17 protein-coding genes and 1 tRNA gene are annotated in these 14,410 nt (G+C 61.9%); 12 read left to right on the forward strand and 6 right to left on the reverse strand.

Annotation, left to right across the window (positions count from 1 at the left end):
• Positions 1-35: 35 nt before the first annotated feature.
• The 9 genes from B215_RS0108340 (at position 36) to B215_RS19810 (ending at position 8,071) form a co-directional block, all read left to right on the forward strand.
• Positions 36-284: a hypothetical protein gene (locus B215_RS0108340; RefSeq protein WP_019369189.1), complete on the forward strand. Its 249-nt coding sequence runs from the start codon at positions 36-38 to the stop codon at positions 282-284.
• Between the two features lie 84 nt (positions 285-368).
• Complete coding sequence (locus B215_RS0108345) at positions 369-1,322, forward strand: LpxL/LpxP family acyltransferase (RefSeq protein WP_152997805.1); 954 nt, start codon at positions 369-371, stop codon at positions 1,320-1,322.
• A complete protein-coding gene (locus tag B215_RS0108350) occupies positions 1,262-2,557 on the forward strand; it encodes an HlyD family secretion protein (RefSeq protein WP_082664446.1) in 1,296 nt (431 codons plus the stop codon). The genes B215_RS0108345 and B215_RS0108350 overlap by 61 nt, the downstream gene beginning before the upstream one ends.
• Positions 2,554-4,701 (forward strand): peptidase domain-containing ABC transporter, encoded by a 2,148-nt coding sequence (locus B215_RS19805; RefSeq protein WP_082664447.1) that lies wholly within the window; start codon positions 2,554-2,556, stop codon positions 4,699-4,701. Before B215_RS0108350 ends, B215_RS19805 begins: the two co-directional genes overlap by 4 nt.
• Positions 4,691-4,960 carry an acyl carrier protein gene (locus B215_RS0108360; RefSeq protein ID WP_019369193.1) on the forward strand — a complete coding sequence of 90 codons (270 nt, stop codon included), beginning with the start codon at positions 4,691-4,693 and terminating at the stop codon, positions 4,958-4,960. Before B215_RS19805 ends, B215_RS0108360 begins: the two co-directional genes overlap by 11 nt.
• Positions 4,957-6,162: a beta-ketoacyl-[acyl-carrier-protein] synthase family protein gene (locus B215_RS0108365; RefSeq protein ID WP_026009086.1), complete on the forward strand. Its 1,206-nt coding sequence runs from the start codon at positions 4,957-4,959 to the stop codon at positions 6,160-6,162. Before B215_RS0108360 ends, B215_RS0108365 begins: the two co-directional genes overlap by 4 nt.
• Positions 6,155-6,724: a DUF6932 family protein gene (locus tag B215_RS0108370; protein WP_019369195.1), complete on the forward strand. Its 570-nt coding sequence runs from the start codon at positions 6,155-6,157 to the stop codon at positions 6,722-6,724. The genes B215_RS0108365 and B215_RS0108370 overlap by 8 nt, the downstream gene beginning before the upstream one ends.
• On the forward strand, positions 6,721-7,221 hold the full coding sequence (locus B215_RS0108375) for a DUF6932 family protein (protein WP_019369196.1): 501 nt from the start codon (positions 6,721-6,723) through the stop codon (positions 7,219-7,221). The genes B215_RS0108370 and B215_RS0108375 overlap by 4 nt, the downstream gene beginning before the upstream one ends.
• Positions 7,222-7,288: 67 nt before the next feature.
• A complete protein-coding gene (locus tag B215_RS19810; RefSeq protein WP_019369197.1) occupies positions 7,289-8,071 on the forward strand; it encodes an alpha/beta hydrolase in 783 nt (260 codons plus the stop codon).
• A gap of 27 nt (positions 8,072-8,098) precedes the next feature.
• Here B215_RS19810 and B215_RS21300 read toward each other — a convergent pair whose 3' ends face one another.
• The 5 genes from B215_RS21300 to B215_RS0108405 form a co-directional block, all read right to left on the reverse strand.
• Positions 8,099-8,563 (reverse strand): MarR family transcriptional regulator, encoded by a 465-nt coding sequence (locus tag B215_RS21300; protein ID WP_160327949.1) that lies wholly within the window; start codon positions 8,561-8,563, stop codon positions 8,099-8,101.
• Entirely contained in the window at positions 8,560-9,003 is a 444-nt protein-coding gene (locus B215_RS21520; protein ID WP_019369199.1) for a hypothetical protein, read from the reverse strand. Before B215_RS21520 ends, B215_RS21300 begins: the two co-directional genes overlap by 4 nt.
• Positions 9,004-9,033: 30 nt before the next feature.
• The gene (locus tag B215_RS0108395) at positions 9,034-9,384 is read right to left on the reverse strand and encodes a hypothetical protein (protein ID WP_152997807.1); all 351 of its coding nucleotides are present in this window, start codon (positions 9,382-9,384) and stop codon (positions 9,034-9,036) included.
• Between the two features lie 40 nt (positions 9,385-9,424).
• The gene (locus tag B215_RS20595) at positions 9,425-9,910 is read right to left on the reverse strand and encodes a helix-turn-helix domain-containing protein (protein WP_058805444.1); all 486 of its coding nucleotides are present in this window, start codon (positions 9,908-9,910) and stop codon (positions 9,425-9,427) included.
• 605 nt (positions 9,911-10,515) lie between these two features.
• A tRNA-Gln gene (locus tag B215_RS0108405) sits at positions 10,516-10,589 on the reverse strand.
• Between the two features lie 179 nt (positions 10,590-10,768).
• On the opposite strand from B215_RS0108405, the gene B215_RS0108410 reads away from it, so the two are divergent.
• A complete protein-coding gene (locus tag B215_RS0108410; protein WP_019369202.1) occupies positions 10,769-11,818 on the forward strand; it encodes a Ppx/GppA phosphatase family protein in 1,050 nt (349 codons plus the stop codon).
• Positions 11,819-11,848: 30 nt separating this feature from the next.
• The gene (locus B215_RS0108415) at positions 11,849-12,547 is read left to right on the forward strand and encodes an RlmE family RNA methyltransferase (RefSeq protein ID WP_019369203.1); all 699 of its coding nucleotides are present in this window, start codon (positions 11,849-11,851) and stop codon (positions 12,545-12,547) included.
• A 135-nt stretch (positions 12,548-12,682) separates the two neighbouring features.
• On the opposite strand, the gene rpoZ is transcribed toward B215_RS0108415, so the two are convergent.
• Positions 12,683-13,027: a DNA-directed RNA polymerase subunit omega gene (rpoZ, locus tag B215_RS0108420; protein WP_019369204.1), complete on the reverse strand. Its 345-nt coding sequence runs from the start codon at positions 13,025-13,027 to the stop codon at positions 12,683-12,685.
• Between the two features lie 210 nt (positions 13,028-13,237).
• On the opposite strand from rpoZ, the gene B215_RS0108425 reads away from it, so the two are divergent.
• Positions 13,238-14,410 (forward strand): phospholipase D-like domain-containing protein, encoded by a 1,173-nt coding sequence (locus B215_RS0108425; protein ID WP_026009087.1) that lies wholly within the window; start codon positions 13,238-13,240, stop codon positions 14,408-14,410.

The following is a 14,410-nucleotide window of genomic DNA, read 5'->3' on the forward strand; positions in this document are numbered from 1 at the left end:
GACTTCGAGGAGGGCATTTCAACAGGGGAATCGATATGCGTCAGCTTTCTACAATTGAACTGGAACTCATCGTCGGCGGGTACAGCGACTCCTATGCGTACGGGGATTCGTCGCTGGTCCTCGACGGCGACAATGCGCACATTACCGTCACGGCTGCCGATTATAATGGCGGCGTCGCGGAGATGCAGGCTGCCGGTCTCACCATTCCGCCGATCACCATCCCGATCGATCTTGGCGGCGGCTTCAAGGTCTCGATCACGACCCCGAAGATCAAGCTTTCCTAACGGGAAATCGCGTAGCGAAACGTCGCGGTGGTGCGCCTGGCGGTGCACCACCCTGTTGGCGACCGGCACACGGCGGATGCAGCCATGATGGCTGCTACCCTGGTCGGGGCGACGCGAGCGTATCGCCGCGTACTTGAGGTGACGTTCCTGATTCTGCTGAACGGGTCGTTGCACGCATTTTCCTATTTGCCCTATCGGCTACGACGACAGGCGCTGCGAATCGCGTTCCTGTTCCTGGCGCCCGTGATGGCCGGGCTCGATCTCGACTCTACCTCGCGTGCGTTTGCGACCATCCTTGCCTCGTCGAAGCGGCAGGGACGAAAGTTCGCCGGCCGTAAGATGTACTACGACATGGTCGCGATGATCGAATGGCTTGCCCTTGGCCGACGGAGCATTGCCGGGCTGGCAAGCGACATTCAGTGTCTTTCCAGCGACGCAGCCGAGGATCTGCAATGGCTTGCCGCGCAACGCGGCGCGATCATCGGAACGATGCATTTTGGGCCCTATGCACTCGGGCTGGTCTGGCTGATTCATTCCCATTTTCAGAACCGCAAGGTTATCATCTTCAAGAATGCCAATGCGGGGGAAGAAGCGCGTGCGATCGAGCGACTCGGCAACCTGGGTGCTGAGGTAGAATTCGTCTCGCCGACGGCACTTCTAGACTTTCACCGTATCATAAAGGAAGTGCGCAAAGGCGCGATCGTCATCATCATGGTGGACCTGCCGCCGGCCGCCAGCCGCAGCGACGACTTCGATCTGCTGGGGCGCCAGGTAGCCGTAGCGACGGGCGCCGTCGACCTAGCGGCGATGGGGCGGGCGCCGCTGATGCTGCTTCGCGTTCGTGCCGATCGTCGAGGCGATCGGATCGAGATCGGCGACATTTTCGACGTCGCGCACCACGATGCCGGCTCACGCAATCGCGCGGTATCTCGGATCACCCGCTTCGTTTCCGAAACCCTGCACGTCTACCCCGAGCAATGGCACATGTGGTCGCGGTTCGGAGAGTATCTGCAGCAACAATCGGACCCCGCATCGTGAATAAAACTACGCCCGGACTGGGCACCGCTTATCACATGCAGACTCCCGTGCTGCTGGCGCAACCGCTGCTGGAGCGGGTGCTGACGATCTTTTTCGGCATCACCTTCATCGTCGCTGTCGCCTTCTGCTCGCTGACCCAATATTCCCGCACCACTGCCGCACGTGGCGAGGTGGCGGCGGCGAGCGGTTTCTCCGCGCTTGTCGCGGAACATAGCGGCGTAATCGCGGCCATCTTGGTACGGCCTGGGCAACACGTCGCCAAAGGCCAAGCGCTGGCACGCCTTACCCGTCCGCAGATCGTCGTCGCAGGCGGCGACGCGACGCAGCTTTCCATTCAGCAGAGCACGGCGATGCTGCGCAACATCGACTTGCAACTGTCGGACAACGCGCGCTCGATCGCGGCAAACCAAGCGCAGATCGCACAGATCCGTCGCGGCGCCAGTATCTCGACCACCGCCGCGAGCGCGCGCCGCAGCCTGACCGAGCAGCGCAAGCTGGTCGCTCAAAAGCGCCTGGGTGGGCTGGAGACGCTCGCTTCTGAGGGCTTGGTGACGCAGATGGCGGTTGATCAGGCAAGAGTTCAGTCCATGCAGCTTCTCCAAGAAGCCGCCGACGCGGACATGACGATCAACGAGATTGCCAGGGGCCGTGACGAGCGGGTGGGGGCATTGGAGAGCCGAAGCCGCGAACTCTTCCAGGCGGCCATGACGCTTCGGACTCAGCGGCTGCAGATCGAGCAGCAACTCGTTTCCCTGCAAGTTGGCCAGGAGCAGACAATCGTAGCCCCCGAATCCGGCGTCGTTGTCGCGGTCAATATTCGGACGGGCGGGCGCGTGGAGGAGGGGCAACGCATCTTCGCGATAGCGCGGCCGGACGCGACTCTGACAGCTGTGCTCCAAGTTCCTTCGAGGGCGATCGGGTTGATCGAACAGGGCCAGCGCGTGTCGCTTAAATACGACGCCTTTCCGTTTCAGACCTACGGGCTGCACTATGGACGGGTCACCCGCGTCGAGGCTGCGTCGCTAGAAGGCGAACGCCCCGCCACCGAAGAGGCGGAAGCGGACCGCCGCTTCCTGGTTGAGATTAAGCCCGACGACCTGTTCATCACCGCCTATGGGCGGCCGCGGCCGCTCCGCGTCGGCATGATGCTCACCGCAGACATCGAGGTGGAGCGCCGCAGCATCCTGGCGTGGTGGCTCGCCCCCCTCCTTTCCATAGCCGGACGCCTGACATGAACCTCTTTCATACAGGTCGCCGCCGGCTGCCAATGATCCTGCAAGACAGCAACGGCGAATGCGGCCTCGCCTGCCTTGCGATGATCGGGCAATGGTATGGCCATCGCATGGATCTCACCAACCTGCGGGCGTCGTATCCGACCACCCGTCGCGGTCTTAGTCTTGCCAATCTTGCGATGGTCGCGGACCAACTGGGATTCGACGTCCGTGGCTACAAGGTCGATGTGCTCGACGATCTCAAGCGCGTGCGGCTGCCTGCCGTTCTGCACTGGGAGGGCAACCACTTCGTCGTCTTAAAGCGTGTTCGTGGCCGCCGCTTCGTGATCCATAATCCCGCGGCGGGCGTGCGCACGCTGACGCGCGAGGATGTCGAAGCGAGCTATTCGGGATTCGTCCTCGAACTGCAACCGTCCGAGGCGTTCCGGGTGATCGTGAAGGAAAAGCGCTATCCGCTTGCACGCATCCTCGCACTTACCCACGGCTTAAAAACGTCGCTCGTACAGATCATCTGCGTCGCGATCATTGCCAGCATGGTATCGATGACGCTGCCGCTGTTCGTCGAAGCTGCGCTCGATTCCGTACTGCCCCAGAGCGATCTCGATCTGCTTGGCGCGCTCGCCATAGGCCTGTTGCTGGTGTCGTTGACAACCGCGGTGGCCGATTGGCTGAAGAAGCGAATTATCGCCAACGCCGGCGGTGCGTTCTTCGCGCAACTGACGCGCAATGCTGTCGGGCAAATGCTAAGGCTTCCCTTGCGCTATTTCGAGGCGAGGCATCCAGGCGATATCGTTACCCGGCTGGAATCGATAGATTTCATCCGGAACATCGTCACGAACGCCTTTGTGGCCGCAGCAGTGGATTTGGTCATGATCGTCTTCAGTGGAGCGATCATGTTTCTGTACGCACCAAAGCTTGCGCTGATCGTTTCCTCGATATTCCTGGTCGTGATCGCGATACGGCTATCACTGTATCCGCGCATGCAGCGGCAGGGGGCGGTGTCGCTCAAGGCGCGTTCGGAAGAGCGCTCGAAAATGATAGACAGCCTTCGTGCAATCGCCGCGCTGAAGACGGCAAACGCGACGGTTCCAGCGGCTGCCCGGTGGTATGACAGCTTCGTTCGCTTTGTGAACGCATCGTTCCACATGCAGCTGACGGAGGCGAGCGCCGTATTGCTCGTGGAGATCGTCACCGGGATCGGCACTGCAGCGACGCTGTATCTCGGGGTGAGCTCCGTGCTTCAAGCGCAGCTTACCGTGGGCATGCTCTACGCCTTCTTCACGTACCGGACAATGTTCTTCGACCGGGTGGACAATCTAGTCACCACCATGACCCAGATCTCGATGCTCGGTGCAAATATGGCGCGCCTTTCCGACTTCCTGGAGATCGAGCCTGAGCCCGTCAATCGTATGGTGGAACGCCAGATTCGGCGAGGCGTGTCGCTTCGGCAGGCTTCCTATCGGGCCGGCTTTGCGGACAAACCGATCCTGGATGCGATCGATCTGGAAGTACCGGCGGGATCTGGCGAGACCATCACGATCCTGGGCCCTTCCGGATCGGGCAAGACGACGCTGCTGAAGGTGATGGCCGGGCTGTACAAGCCCAGCGACGGCGAAATAGAAGTGGATGGCACACCGCTGCATGCGTGGGGGCTCGCTGCGTATCGCAGGAACATCGGGTTGTTGCTTGGGGCCGACAAGCTGCTGCATGGCTCGATTGTCGAGAACGTTACGGCGTTTTCGTTCGAACCCGATATCCCAAAGGTCCACGCGGCCCTGCGCCTGGCATGTCTATCGGAGATCGTGGCCGATCTCCCGCGCAACATCGAAACGGTCGTCAGCGAAGAAAACGGCGTGTTGTCGAGTGGCCAGCGGCGACGCCTGATGCTCGCCCGTGCGCTCTACAATGATCCGCCGCTCCTGTTGCTGGATGAAATCACCGCCAATCTGGACGACCATACAGCCGGCATGATTCTCAGAAACCTTGTCGCTCACCCTGCGACGAAGGTGATTACCTCGCACGATCTCCACGTCGTTGCGATGAGCGACCGAGTCTTCCGTATGGAGGCCGGCGTGCTCACGGAAGTGGATATCGCGACCATTCGCCCAGTCGCTGCCGGAGAAATGGAGAATCTGCATGAAAAATGATGTCATCATTGCGGACATCGCTGTGATGCTTCGTAATATAAAGCGCGATGATAACTTGGAAATAGGACCGAATACGCAGATATCGATGCTTGGAATTGACTCATTGGACTTCGTAGATTTGATGTTCATGATCGAAGAGCGATACGATATTTTAGTTGAGTTTAATGCGAACACGGACGGAACGTTCCCGTTCGATACGGTTGGGTGTGCGGCGGACGCGGTGCGACTGCTGATTGAGCAGAAGCACCAAACGGCATGAGGCGTGTAGCCATCACCGGAGCGGGCATGATCTCGCCCGGGGGACGGACGCTGGCGGAGAGCTGGCATGCGGTTCGGGAGGGGCGGTGGCTGTTGCGGCCTGCTTCCGCCGGATATGCGGATACCGCAGATCTGCTAGTTGCCGAGGTTCGCGATTTCGATGCGGAGGCGCATTTCGAACGGCGTCAGCTGACGACCCTTGATCTGGTGGCGCAATTTGCGGTGATCGCAGCGCGAGAGGCGGTGGCGATGGCCGGGATCGACATCGCCCACACACCCGCCGAGCGCACGCGGTGCATCGTCGGCTCGGGCACCGGGGGAGAGCGGACCCACGACGAGGCCTCGCGTAGAGTATATGGCGAAGGGGCCGCGCGGCTACATCCGATGACCGTACCTCGAATCATGTTGAGCGGCGCGGCGAGCCATGTCGCTCTCGATAGGAAGATCATGGGCGGAGTTTTCGCGGTCAGTTCCGCCTGTGCCTCGGCGGCGCATGCCGTGGGGCAGGCATTCGCCGATATCCGTTCCGGCACCGTCGATGTCGCGATCGCGGGTGGCAGCGAAGCGTGCCTCTCGCACGGGTGCATGAAAGGATGGCAGGCGCTGCATATCCTCTCCGATAACGGATGTCGTCCCTTCTCGCTCGGCCGGCGTGGCGTCGTTCTCGGCGAAGGGGCCGCGATGTTCGTATTAGAAGCCTATGACATCGCGGCTGCGCGCGGAGCGGATATCCTGGCCGAACTGATCGGCTTCGGCATGAGTTCCGATGCCGGGTCGATCACCGCGCCCGACGCGGGCGGCATGGCTCGAGCGATGATAGGTGCACTCGGCGATGCGGGGATTTCCGCCGATGCCGTCGATCACGTCAATGCGCATGGCACTGGGACGCAGGCGAATGACGTTACCGAGTGCGCCGCGCTTCACCTCGTCTTCGGCGATCGTCTTCCCCGCATCCCAGTCACTGCCAACAAATCGGTTCTGGGGCACGCGCTAGGCGCTTCGGGGGCCTTCGAACTGGCGATGTCGGTGATGAGCCTTCGCGAGCAGATCCTACCGTGTACGGCGCATTTCGAGACGCCGGATCCGGCCTGCCCGATTGATTGCATCCCGCACGCCTCGCGTGATGCCGATGTGTCGACGATCTTGTCGAACAGCTTCGCGTTCGGAGGCCTAAACGCATCGCTGCTGGTGCAGCGTGTCTGATCCGCTCGGTCACTTCGTCCGCGCTTGCCAGGCTATCAATCCTGCCGCTGCGGCCGCCGGCTTTCCGCCGTTCGCGGCTGCCTTCCAGAACGAAACGCCGCTGAATAGCGGTCCCTATATTTTCGATCTCGCCGCCTTCGGTGCCACGTTCGGCACCAGCGCGCATCGGATTGCGATCCTTGCCGATGCGCAGGCAGCGCTCGACGCGCTTCGAAGCGAAGGAATGGGCTGGCACCTGTTACTAGTGGGAGGCAGTTTCATTCGGGAGGGTGAATCTCCCTCCGATCTTGATGCGCTGGTCGTCTATTCGCTTGCATCGACGGACGTGGCAGATGTCGAGCGAGCGATACACGCCATACGCTCTCATCTGCGGCGCTTTTCAAAAGTGGATTTCAAGTTCTGTCCGGTAGATGTTGAGCCGATTATATTGGTGAAGCGACTTTTATTCTTCTCCAACGTGTTTGGGTACGACAAGGATTTGCATACGCTGTCGCGTGGTAGCGTGATGGTGGTGCCCAATGATGTTGCGGACGACATGGCGAAAGGAGGCCGCTCAAGATGACCGATAGCATCACGGCGATGCGCGCGACGTCGCGCAGACAGGATACTTCCGGCCCTGCTATGTTGCTCGATCCTATCGACGCTCCTCTCGTCACTCGCAGCAGCCCGCACCTGATGCGGCTCGACGCGTTCAAAGCGCGGTTTTGCGCCGCGCCGAAACGGCAGCAACTCTGGACGTCGATGATCAGCGAGTTGCACTTCATGCGGTCTCAAGGAGTCCCTCCCATGTGCCTATTGATCGGGGGTAGCTTTGTTGGTGACGGGGAAAGTCCGAATGATCTGGACGCGCTAGTCGTGTATCGACTCGCGCCGGACGCTCGGCCCGACGCGATTGATGTTTTGCTACGACGCCGGCGGGAAGGGCTCGACCTACGCTTTGTCGCGGGGGATGCAGGTCCCGTCCCGCTAATCAAAATGTCGTGCTTCTTTCACACACTTTATCAATCCCGCGATCGCGGCGGAGACCAGGCGAGTTACCTTATCGTCTTGCAGGACTGAGTCGATGCTCCGAAGATCCTGGCGGCGCTATGGAGCGTTCGCTACCCTCGGGCCACTTACGGTTCTTTTGACCTCCTGCGTCGGCGCCTCGCTGATTCGCAGCCATGTCTATTTCCCGGATCCGCTGCCGGCGGAACTGGATTGGCAGGGGGTGCCGCCGCCGCTGCCAATGAGGGTACAGACTGAGGATGGCCTCACCATCGAGGGGTATCGCTGGCCCGCAACCACGGCTTCATTCGCGACGCTGATCTTTTTCCATGGCAACGCCGGGAACCGCTACACGGCGGCTGCCATGGCTGCCCCGCTGCGACGTCCCGACGTGGAGATCATCGTCGCATCCTATCGCGGCTATGGGGGTAATCCTGGTCGCCCCAGCGAGGCTGGCCTCTATCGCGATGGTGCTGCCTTTCTGCGCGCGGCGCGCTTGGGTACGCCGAAACACCTGTACCTCTTCGGCTTTTCCCTAGGTGCGAGCGTGGCGTTGCGTCTTGCGGCGGACCAGCCCGTGGATGGTGTCGTGACACTTGGGGCCTTCTCTTCCCTGGCAAGTGTGGCGCCCTGGTGGGCGGGGCCCTTTCTTCCGGATCGGTTTGATAATGTTTCCGCTGCACGGCGGCTTCGCACGTCACTCCTGATCCTTCACGGTTCCCGCGACGAAACGATTCCCATCGCCGAAGCGTCCAAGATCGGAAGGGCGGCCAGCCCGCCGCCGCAGATCATCATTCTGCGCGACGCCCCACACCGGATACGACTAGACCCGATCGCACGGATGATCTGGGATCAGTTGATCCATATAGCGCGACATCAGCCGGCTGCCGCGATCGCGATGGACGGCGTCCATCAAGACTAACGTGCTGCGGCATGGTTGCACCCGAATTTACTTTTGAGAGACATGGTGACTTTGTCGATGTCCGCCTTCCGCCGGCAAGCGCTCGAAGACTTCATACTGCAGCAGCATGGTCATCACGCCCATGCCACGATCCGTCAGCTGAATCAGGGACCGCCGTGCATCGGTCGCGTCGTCAACTTTGCCCACCAGTCCCGCCTCGACCAAGCAATCCAGACGCCGGAGCGCGGTCGAGACGGAAGCGCATGCCGCCAGGCAGAGGTTCTTAACCGGTGTGGGCCGACCCTCCGCTTCCGCGATGAACAACTCCAGCAGCATGTCCCATGCAGGCTCGCCGAACATGTCCTTAACGAGGACGTCCCGCTGCCGCCGCATCGCATATTGCCGCCGTGCGTGATGGACCAAGCGAAGCGATATGCCGCGTGGGCCAACTTCGCGATCGAGCACTTTATAGACAGCGCTCTCCAACTGATCGAGCGCAGACCGCACCGTCAAATAGTTGTGAGTCTCCCCGAGTTCAGCCTTCGCTGGCGTGATAGGGCACCGAAGATAATGAGCACCATGATTGGATAAGCCCAGAACCCCTGGAACAAGATGTAGATCTGCAGAGTCTGACTCAATCCCATCACAACGACGCAGTGGCTGCAAACTGCTATGAGATGAAAGGCTGTTGCCCATAATGGCCAAAACCTCCTTGATTTAAGCGCGAGACATAGAAAAGCAATAAGTGCTAGTATATCGACGGCGATTAGCCCCGACCTGTAGCTGTTCCATTCAAACAGCATTGGTATCTCGATAAAAATGGTGGCCAGAGACGCCGTCAGGACGATCATCGTCCCAAGCCGTTCGCTCCGGCCACCAAAAGCCATTCCCAACACCGTCGTGGCGATCAGGAACGCTGCATAGATTACGCGCAATGCTAGGAAAAAGGTCATGCCGTTGGCGAGCTGTCGTCGGTTGGCAGATCAGCTAACGCGCCGCAGGGGCGTGACATGCGCGCCCAGGATCTTCTTGGCGTCCTTGTCGCTCAGGCCCCCGAAATCCTCTTCGGCAGAAACTGCGATTCCTTTAATATCGTTGAGTACGTCATGTGCCTCGAGAAGCGCGCGCCGACTTGCGGTCTGTTGGCTTATGGTCTTCGCCAGCGCTTCCACCGCTCCATGGCCGATGCAGGCGCCGGCTCTTAGCTGAAGCCGCGCGTCCAATGCGGTCGCTAGGAGGCGCGCCGTGCTGGCGATGGCGAGATCGTTCGCCCGTTCGGATTCCCACATCTGTTCCGCAACGTTCATGGCAATGGCTCGGCGTTCACGACGCATCTTTATTCCCCCGTTCATCAGGTTGCCGTCTGGATGAGGGTCACATTAACCGGTGAAGACTTACCAGGATCGTGGCGATTCCGCTCACCAGCCCCCCTAATAGAAGTGCGACCAACGCGGCGATTATCAGAACCCAGCCGATGCGCTGCCCCGTGGTCAGCGTGTTGATTGGCCGTTTCCTTGTCGCCACCGGTAGCGCCCAGCCCGTCCCGGCGTCCGCTTCGTCCCCCTCATCTTCGTCGGATCCTGCTGCCTCTCGCGGCGGAACAGCAAGCGCAGCCGGCTCGTACGAAGGCTCGTATGAAGAGGAAATGTCGGCGTATCCGACCATCGCTGCAGCCTCATGGCGCGTTTTCGCACCAAGGAGACGCATTGCGATCCCGATTTCGGCATTGACGGTATGATGTGATCCGTGGACCGCCAACGCGATCTGCTTCGAAGTCATGCCCTGCGCGACGAGGCGCAGATAGGCACGTTGGGTTTCGTTGAGCGAGCCAACCTTTGCCGCGTTTTCGAACGAATTCATCACAGTAGAGCCATTTACTTCTAACCGGGGACAGTGACAACTCGCTATCGATAGCACTGGTTGAGTGTAGCGGCACCCTTCCGTCCGATGAAGCAGGAAGCCACATATCTACAGGGTTGAGCATTGCAATTTTGTTAAAGATTACTGAAGGTTTAGTTTAGTTAAAATTGCCGGCGAATAAAAGTATCCTTTATGTATATATTGAAAATGGATTAATACCGTGCCATTTACGTTGTGATGATTTCGGATTCGAGAAAGACCGGACTGTTTAGTGTAACAATTGTCTTGTGCCTTCCATAACCTTAGCCATGTCTTGGAATGGATATCCGTGGTAGTAGGCATCGCGAAAAATTGCAAAGATCGATGATTGGGGCGGCGCCAAATTCTGTTGGAAGGCACAACAGATCATCCCCTCGACAGCATGAGTCTGCAAGCGTGGCTTGCGCCGCGAAGAGGGCCCTGCGAGCGCCAGCCGGGCTGCGTCGCAAGCGATGGAGCCGGGCTTCTACCGGAGGGTGCCACCGAGTCGGCTGCGAGACGCCACATAGCATTGCGAGTCAACGCGCCCAAAAACACGCGTGATCGAAGCAATGGCAAGGAAGCGGTGGATGCCCCGTGAGGATTCGAACCTCAATTGACGGAGTCAGAGTCCGTAGTCTTACCTTTAGACGACGGGGCATCAATCAGGCCGCGGCAGATAGGGCGGGGAAGCGCGGCTGTCAACGCTGCATTCGCCTGCTCGCCTTGCGCTGCAGCGTTCGCTCGTCTAGCCTCGCATCCAAGCACCGGCCGAGCCGTTTTGGCTCGGTGACGGAAGAGCATAAGCGAGTTGATGTGATGGGGGATGGCTCCGCCAGAATGCCCCGCGGAGGGCGCGTTGCCGATGCCCGCCCTGTTGGGCCACCGGCAGCAAATGGGCCGGCGAAGGGCCCGGCGAATCGATGGAACGACGCGCGCCACTATGCCGCGCTGGACCTGGGCACGAATAATTGCCGGCTGTTGATCGCGCGTCCGCAGGGAGGCGGCTTTGCGGTGATCGACGCCTTTTCGCGAATCGTGCGGCTGGGCGAGGGGCTGGCCACCACCGGCCGGCTTTCCGATGCCGCGATCGAGCGCACGCTGGCGGCGCTGCGCGTCTGCGCGGACAAGCTGAAGCGCCGCAACGTCACGCTGGCGCGATCGGTGGCGACGCAGGCGTGCCGACAGGCGAGCAATGGCGGCGCGTTCATCGAACGCGTGTACCGCGAAACCGGCATCGCCCTGGACATCATCACGGCGGAGGAAGAAGCGCGGCTGGCGGTGCTGGGCTGCCACGCGCTGCTCGAACCCGGCGACGGGCCGGCGCTGGTGTTCGACATTGGTGGCGGCTCGACCGAGCTGGTGCTGGTCGATTCGCACGCGCCGATCCCGCATATCCTCGACTGGCACAGCGCGCCCTGGGGTGTGGTATCGCTCAGCGAAGCGACCGGGCAGAGCAAGGCCGTCGACGCCGATGCCCGGGCCGCCGCCTATGCGGACATGCGCGCGCGGGTGCGGGACAGCTTCGCCCCCTTCGTCGCGCGGCTGCGCACCCCCAAGGGCACGCGCCGGCTGCTGGGCACCAGCGGCACGGTAACGACGCTGGCGAGCGTGCATCTGGGGCTCGCTTCCTACGATCGCTCCGCGGTAGATGGGCTGATCGTGCCGAGTGCAGCGATGCGCGCGGTGAGTGCCCGCATTGCCGCGATGAGCGTGAAAGAGCGCGCGCAGGTGCCGTGCATCGGCAACGAACGCGCCGATCTGGTCGTTGCGGGCTGCGCCATCCTGGAGACGATCCTCGACATCTGGCCTGCCGAGCGGCTAGGCATTGCCGATCGCGGCATCCGCGAAGGAATCCTGCGGCGGCTGATCGGCGGCGCGCCCCTGTAAACTGGCATTCAAGCGTGTGAGGAAGATTCGATGAGCAGGGGCGGAGGCCGCGGCCATGTCCGCGTGCGCACGGCACGGGGCCGCACGGCGCAATCGACACGCTGGCTGGAGCGCCAGCTGAACGACCCTTATGTCCGGCGCGCCAAGGCGGAGGGCTATCGCAGCCGCGCCGCCTACAAGCTCACCGAGCTGGACGAGAAGTTCGGCTTTCTGAAGGGCGCCAGGCGCGTAGTCGATCTGGGCGTGGCGCCCGGCGGCTGGACGCAGGTGGTGCGCCGCGTTCTGCCCAAGGCGGCGGTTGTGGGAATCGACCTGCTGCCGGTCGATCCCATCGAAGGCGCGACGCTGCTGCAGATGGATTTCATGGACGATGCCGCGCCGGACAGGCTGATCGAGGCGCTGGGCGGCACGCCCGACCTGATCCTGTCCGACATGGCCGCCAACACGGTGGGCCATCCGCAGACCGATGCGCTGCGCACAATGGCGCTGGTGGAAACGGCGTTTGATTTCGCGATCAAGACGCTGGCGCCGGGTGGCGTTTTCGTCGCCAAGGTGTTCGCCGGCGGTGCCGATTCGGCGCTGATCGCCGAGATGAAGCGCAATTTCGCGACGGTGAAGCACGCCAAGCCGCCGGCGAGCCGCAAGGGCTCGGTCGAATGGTATGTCGTCGCGCAGGGTTTCAAGGGGCGCAGCGACGATGCCGCGCCGCCGAAGGAGCAGCAGGGCTGAACCGGCGAGCGGGCTTTACGGGCGGCGCCTGCGCTGGGCAGAGGCGATCGCCTTGAGCAGCTGTCGTAGACCCGCGACAAACAAAAGGGCCGGCGTTTCCGCCAGCCCGTTCGTATGCCGTTCGACGAAGAAGGATCAGCCTTCGTAGTCGCCGCCCAGATTCTGGTTGCGCGGCGGCGCTGCGGCGGTGAGGCGAAGGGCCTCTGCCTGGGCTGCGATCGAGCCGACTTCGTCCGGCGCTTCCTCATCGTCGATGCGGACGCGCTGCAGGCTGGCGACGACCGACTCTTCCAGATGATCGGGACGGATCGTCTCTTCGGCGATTTCGCGCAGGGCGACGACGGGGTTTTTATCCCGATCGCGATCCAGCGTAAGATCGGCACCGCCGGAGATCTGCCGTGCGCGCTGCGCAGCGAACAGCACCAGGTCGAACCGGTTGGGAATCTTGTCGACGCAATCTTCGACAGTGACGCGCGCCATCCTGGTCTTCCTTGATTTCAGGGTGCGGGAAAGACCGGCCAGTTAGGTGCGGCGGCCGCAAATGTCAAGAAAAGCCGCAGCGCGGCCACGAACCCGCCGACGCTTTCGATCGTTACGCAGGTTCACGATCCGGAGCATCCATCGCCCATGGCGCCTTATGCCGATCCCGTCCCGCTTGCTGCCCCACTGCCGACAGGGCATGTCGGCGCCATGCCGACAGCGCTCGCCCAGCCCAGCTTCCTCGTCGAGGGCAACCGGCTGACGCTGTTGCCCGATGGGCCGGAGCGGATGGCGGCGCTGCTCGCGCTCATCGCGGGGGCGGAGCGGACGCTGCGCGTGCTCTATTACATTTATGTCGACGACGAAGCGGGAGCGGCGGTGCGCCAGGCGCTGATCGAGGCGGCAGCACGTGGCGTGCGCGTGGCGCTGATCGTCGACGGGCTGGGCAGCGAACATGCGCAATCGCAGGATTTCTTCACGCCGCTGCGCGAGGCCGGCGTGGAGGTGTGCCGCTTCGTGCCGCGCTGGGGCCGGCGCTATCTGCTGCGCAACCACCAGAAGCTGGCGCTTGCGGACGAATCACGCGTGATCGTGGGCGGGTTCAACATCGAGACGAGCTATTTCGGCACGATCGCCGAGCAGGCGTGGCGCGACCTGGGCCTGCTGGTGGAAGGACCGGCGGCAGAGCGGCTGACAGGCTATTTCGATGCGCTCGCCGCCTGGGCGAAGCGGCCGCGTGCGTCGCTGCGCGCGCTGGGGCGAACGTTGAAAGCCTGGAGCGAACCCGACGGCAGTGCACGCTGGCTGCTCGGCGGGCCGATGCGCCGGCTGTCGCCCTGGGCCAGGGTGGTCAAGCACGATATGGAGCGGGCGCGAACGCTGGACATCATCGCCGCCTATTTCGCACCCAACCCGGCGATGCTGCGGCGGCTGGACAAGGCGGGCCGTCGCGGCCGCGTGCGGCTGGTCCTGCCTTCGAAGCTGGATCATACCGCCGCGATCTGGGCTGCGCGCTTCACCTATGCCGGGCTGCTGCGCAAGGGCGTGGAGATCTACGAGTATCAGCCGACCAAGCTGCACACCAAGCTGTATGTGATCGACAATGTCGTCCATATCGGCTCCGCCAATTTCGATATCCGCAGCATGTTTCTCAACCTCGAACTGATGCTGCGGATCGACGATGCCGCCTTTGCCGCGCATGTACGCCATTACGTCGATGGCGAGGTGGCGCAGTCCGAACGGATCACGCCCGCGCTCTACAAGGCGCGCAGCGGCTGGTGGACCCGGGCCAAGCAGTTCGCCGCGTATTTCGTGATGGCGGTGCTCGACTATAACGTCACGCGCCGGCTGAACTTTGGCGACAACGGGCCGATCGAGCCCTGA

Source organism: Sphingomonas sp. ATCC 31555 (genome assembly GCF_000282895.1).
Classification (GTDB): Bacteria; Pseudomonadota; Alphaproteobacteria; order Sphingomonadales; family Sphingomonadaceae; genus Sphingomonas.

Coding starts and splice junctions, on each gene's coding strand:
- B215_RS0108425 (WP_026009087.1), top strand. CDS start 13,238: ATGCCGACAGCGCTCGCCCAGCCCAGCTTCCTCGTCGAGGGCAACCGG.
- B215_RS0108415 (WP_019369203.1), top strand. CDS start 11,849: ATGAGCAGGGGCGGAGGCCGCGGCCATGTCCGCGTGCGCACGGCACGG.
- B215_RS0108375 (WP_019369196.1), top strand. CDS start 6,721: ATGACCGATAGCATCACGGCGATGCGCGCGACGTCGCGCAGACAGGAT.
- B215_RS19805 (WP_082664447.1), top strand. CDS start 2,554: ATGAACCTCTTTCATACAGGTCGCCGCCGGCTGCCAATGATCCTGCAA.
- rpoZ (WP_019369204.1), bottom strand. CDS start 13,027: ATGGCGCGCGTCACTGTCGAAGATTGCGTCGACAAGATTCCCAACCGG.
- B215_RS0108395 (WP_152997807.1), bottom strand. CDS start 9,384: ATGCGTCGTGAACGCCGAGCCATTGCCATGAACGTTGCGGAACAGATG.
- B215_RS0108340 (WP_019369189.1), top strand. CDS start 36: ATGCGTCAGCTTTCTACAATTGAACTGGAACTCATCGTCGGCGGGTAC.
- B215_RS0108410 (WP_019369202.1), top strand. CDS start 10,769: ATGCCCCGCGGAGGGCGCGTTGCCGATGCCCGCCCTGTTGGGCCACCG.
- B215_RS0108360 (WP_019369193.1), top strand. CDS start 4,691: ATGAAAAATGATGTCATCATTGCGGACATCGCTGTGATGCTTCGTAAT.
- B215_RS20595 (WP_058805444.1), bottom strand. CDS start 9,910: ATGAATTCGTTCGAAAACGCGGCAAAGGTTGGCTCGCTCAACGAAACC.
- B215_RS0108345 (WP_152997805.1), top strand. CDS start 369: ATGATGGCTGCTACCCTGGTCGGGGCGACGCGAGCGTATCGCCGCGTA.
- B215_RS0108350 (WP_082664446.1), top strand. CDS start 1,262: ATGGCACATGTGGTCGCGGTTCGGAGAGTATCTGCAGCAACAATCGGA.
- B215_RS0108365 (WP_026009086.1), top strand. CDS start 4,957: ATGAGGCGTGTAGCCATCACCGGAGCGGGCATGATCTCGCCCGGGGGA.
- B215_RS21520 (WP_019369199.1), bottom strand. CDS start 9,003: ATGACCTTTTTCCTAGCATTGCGCGTAATCTATGCAGCGTTCCTGATC.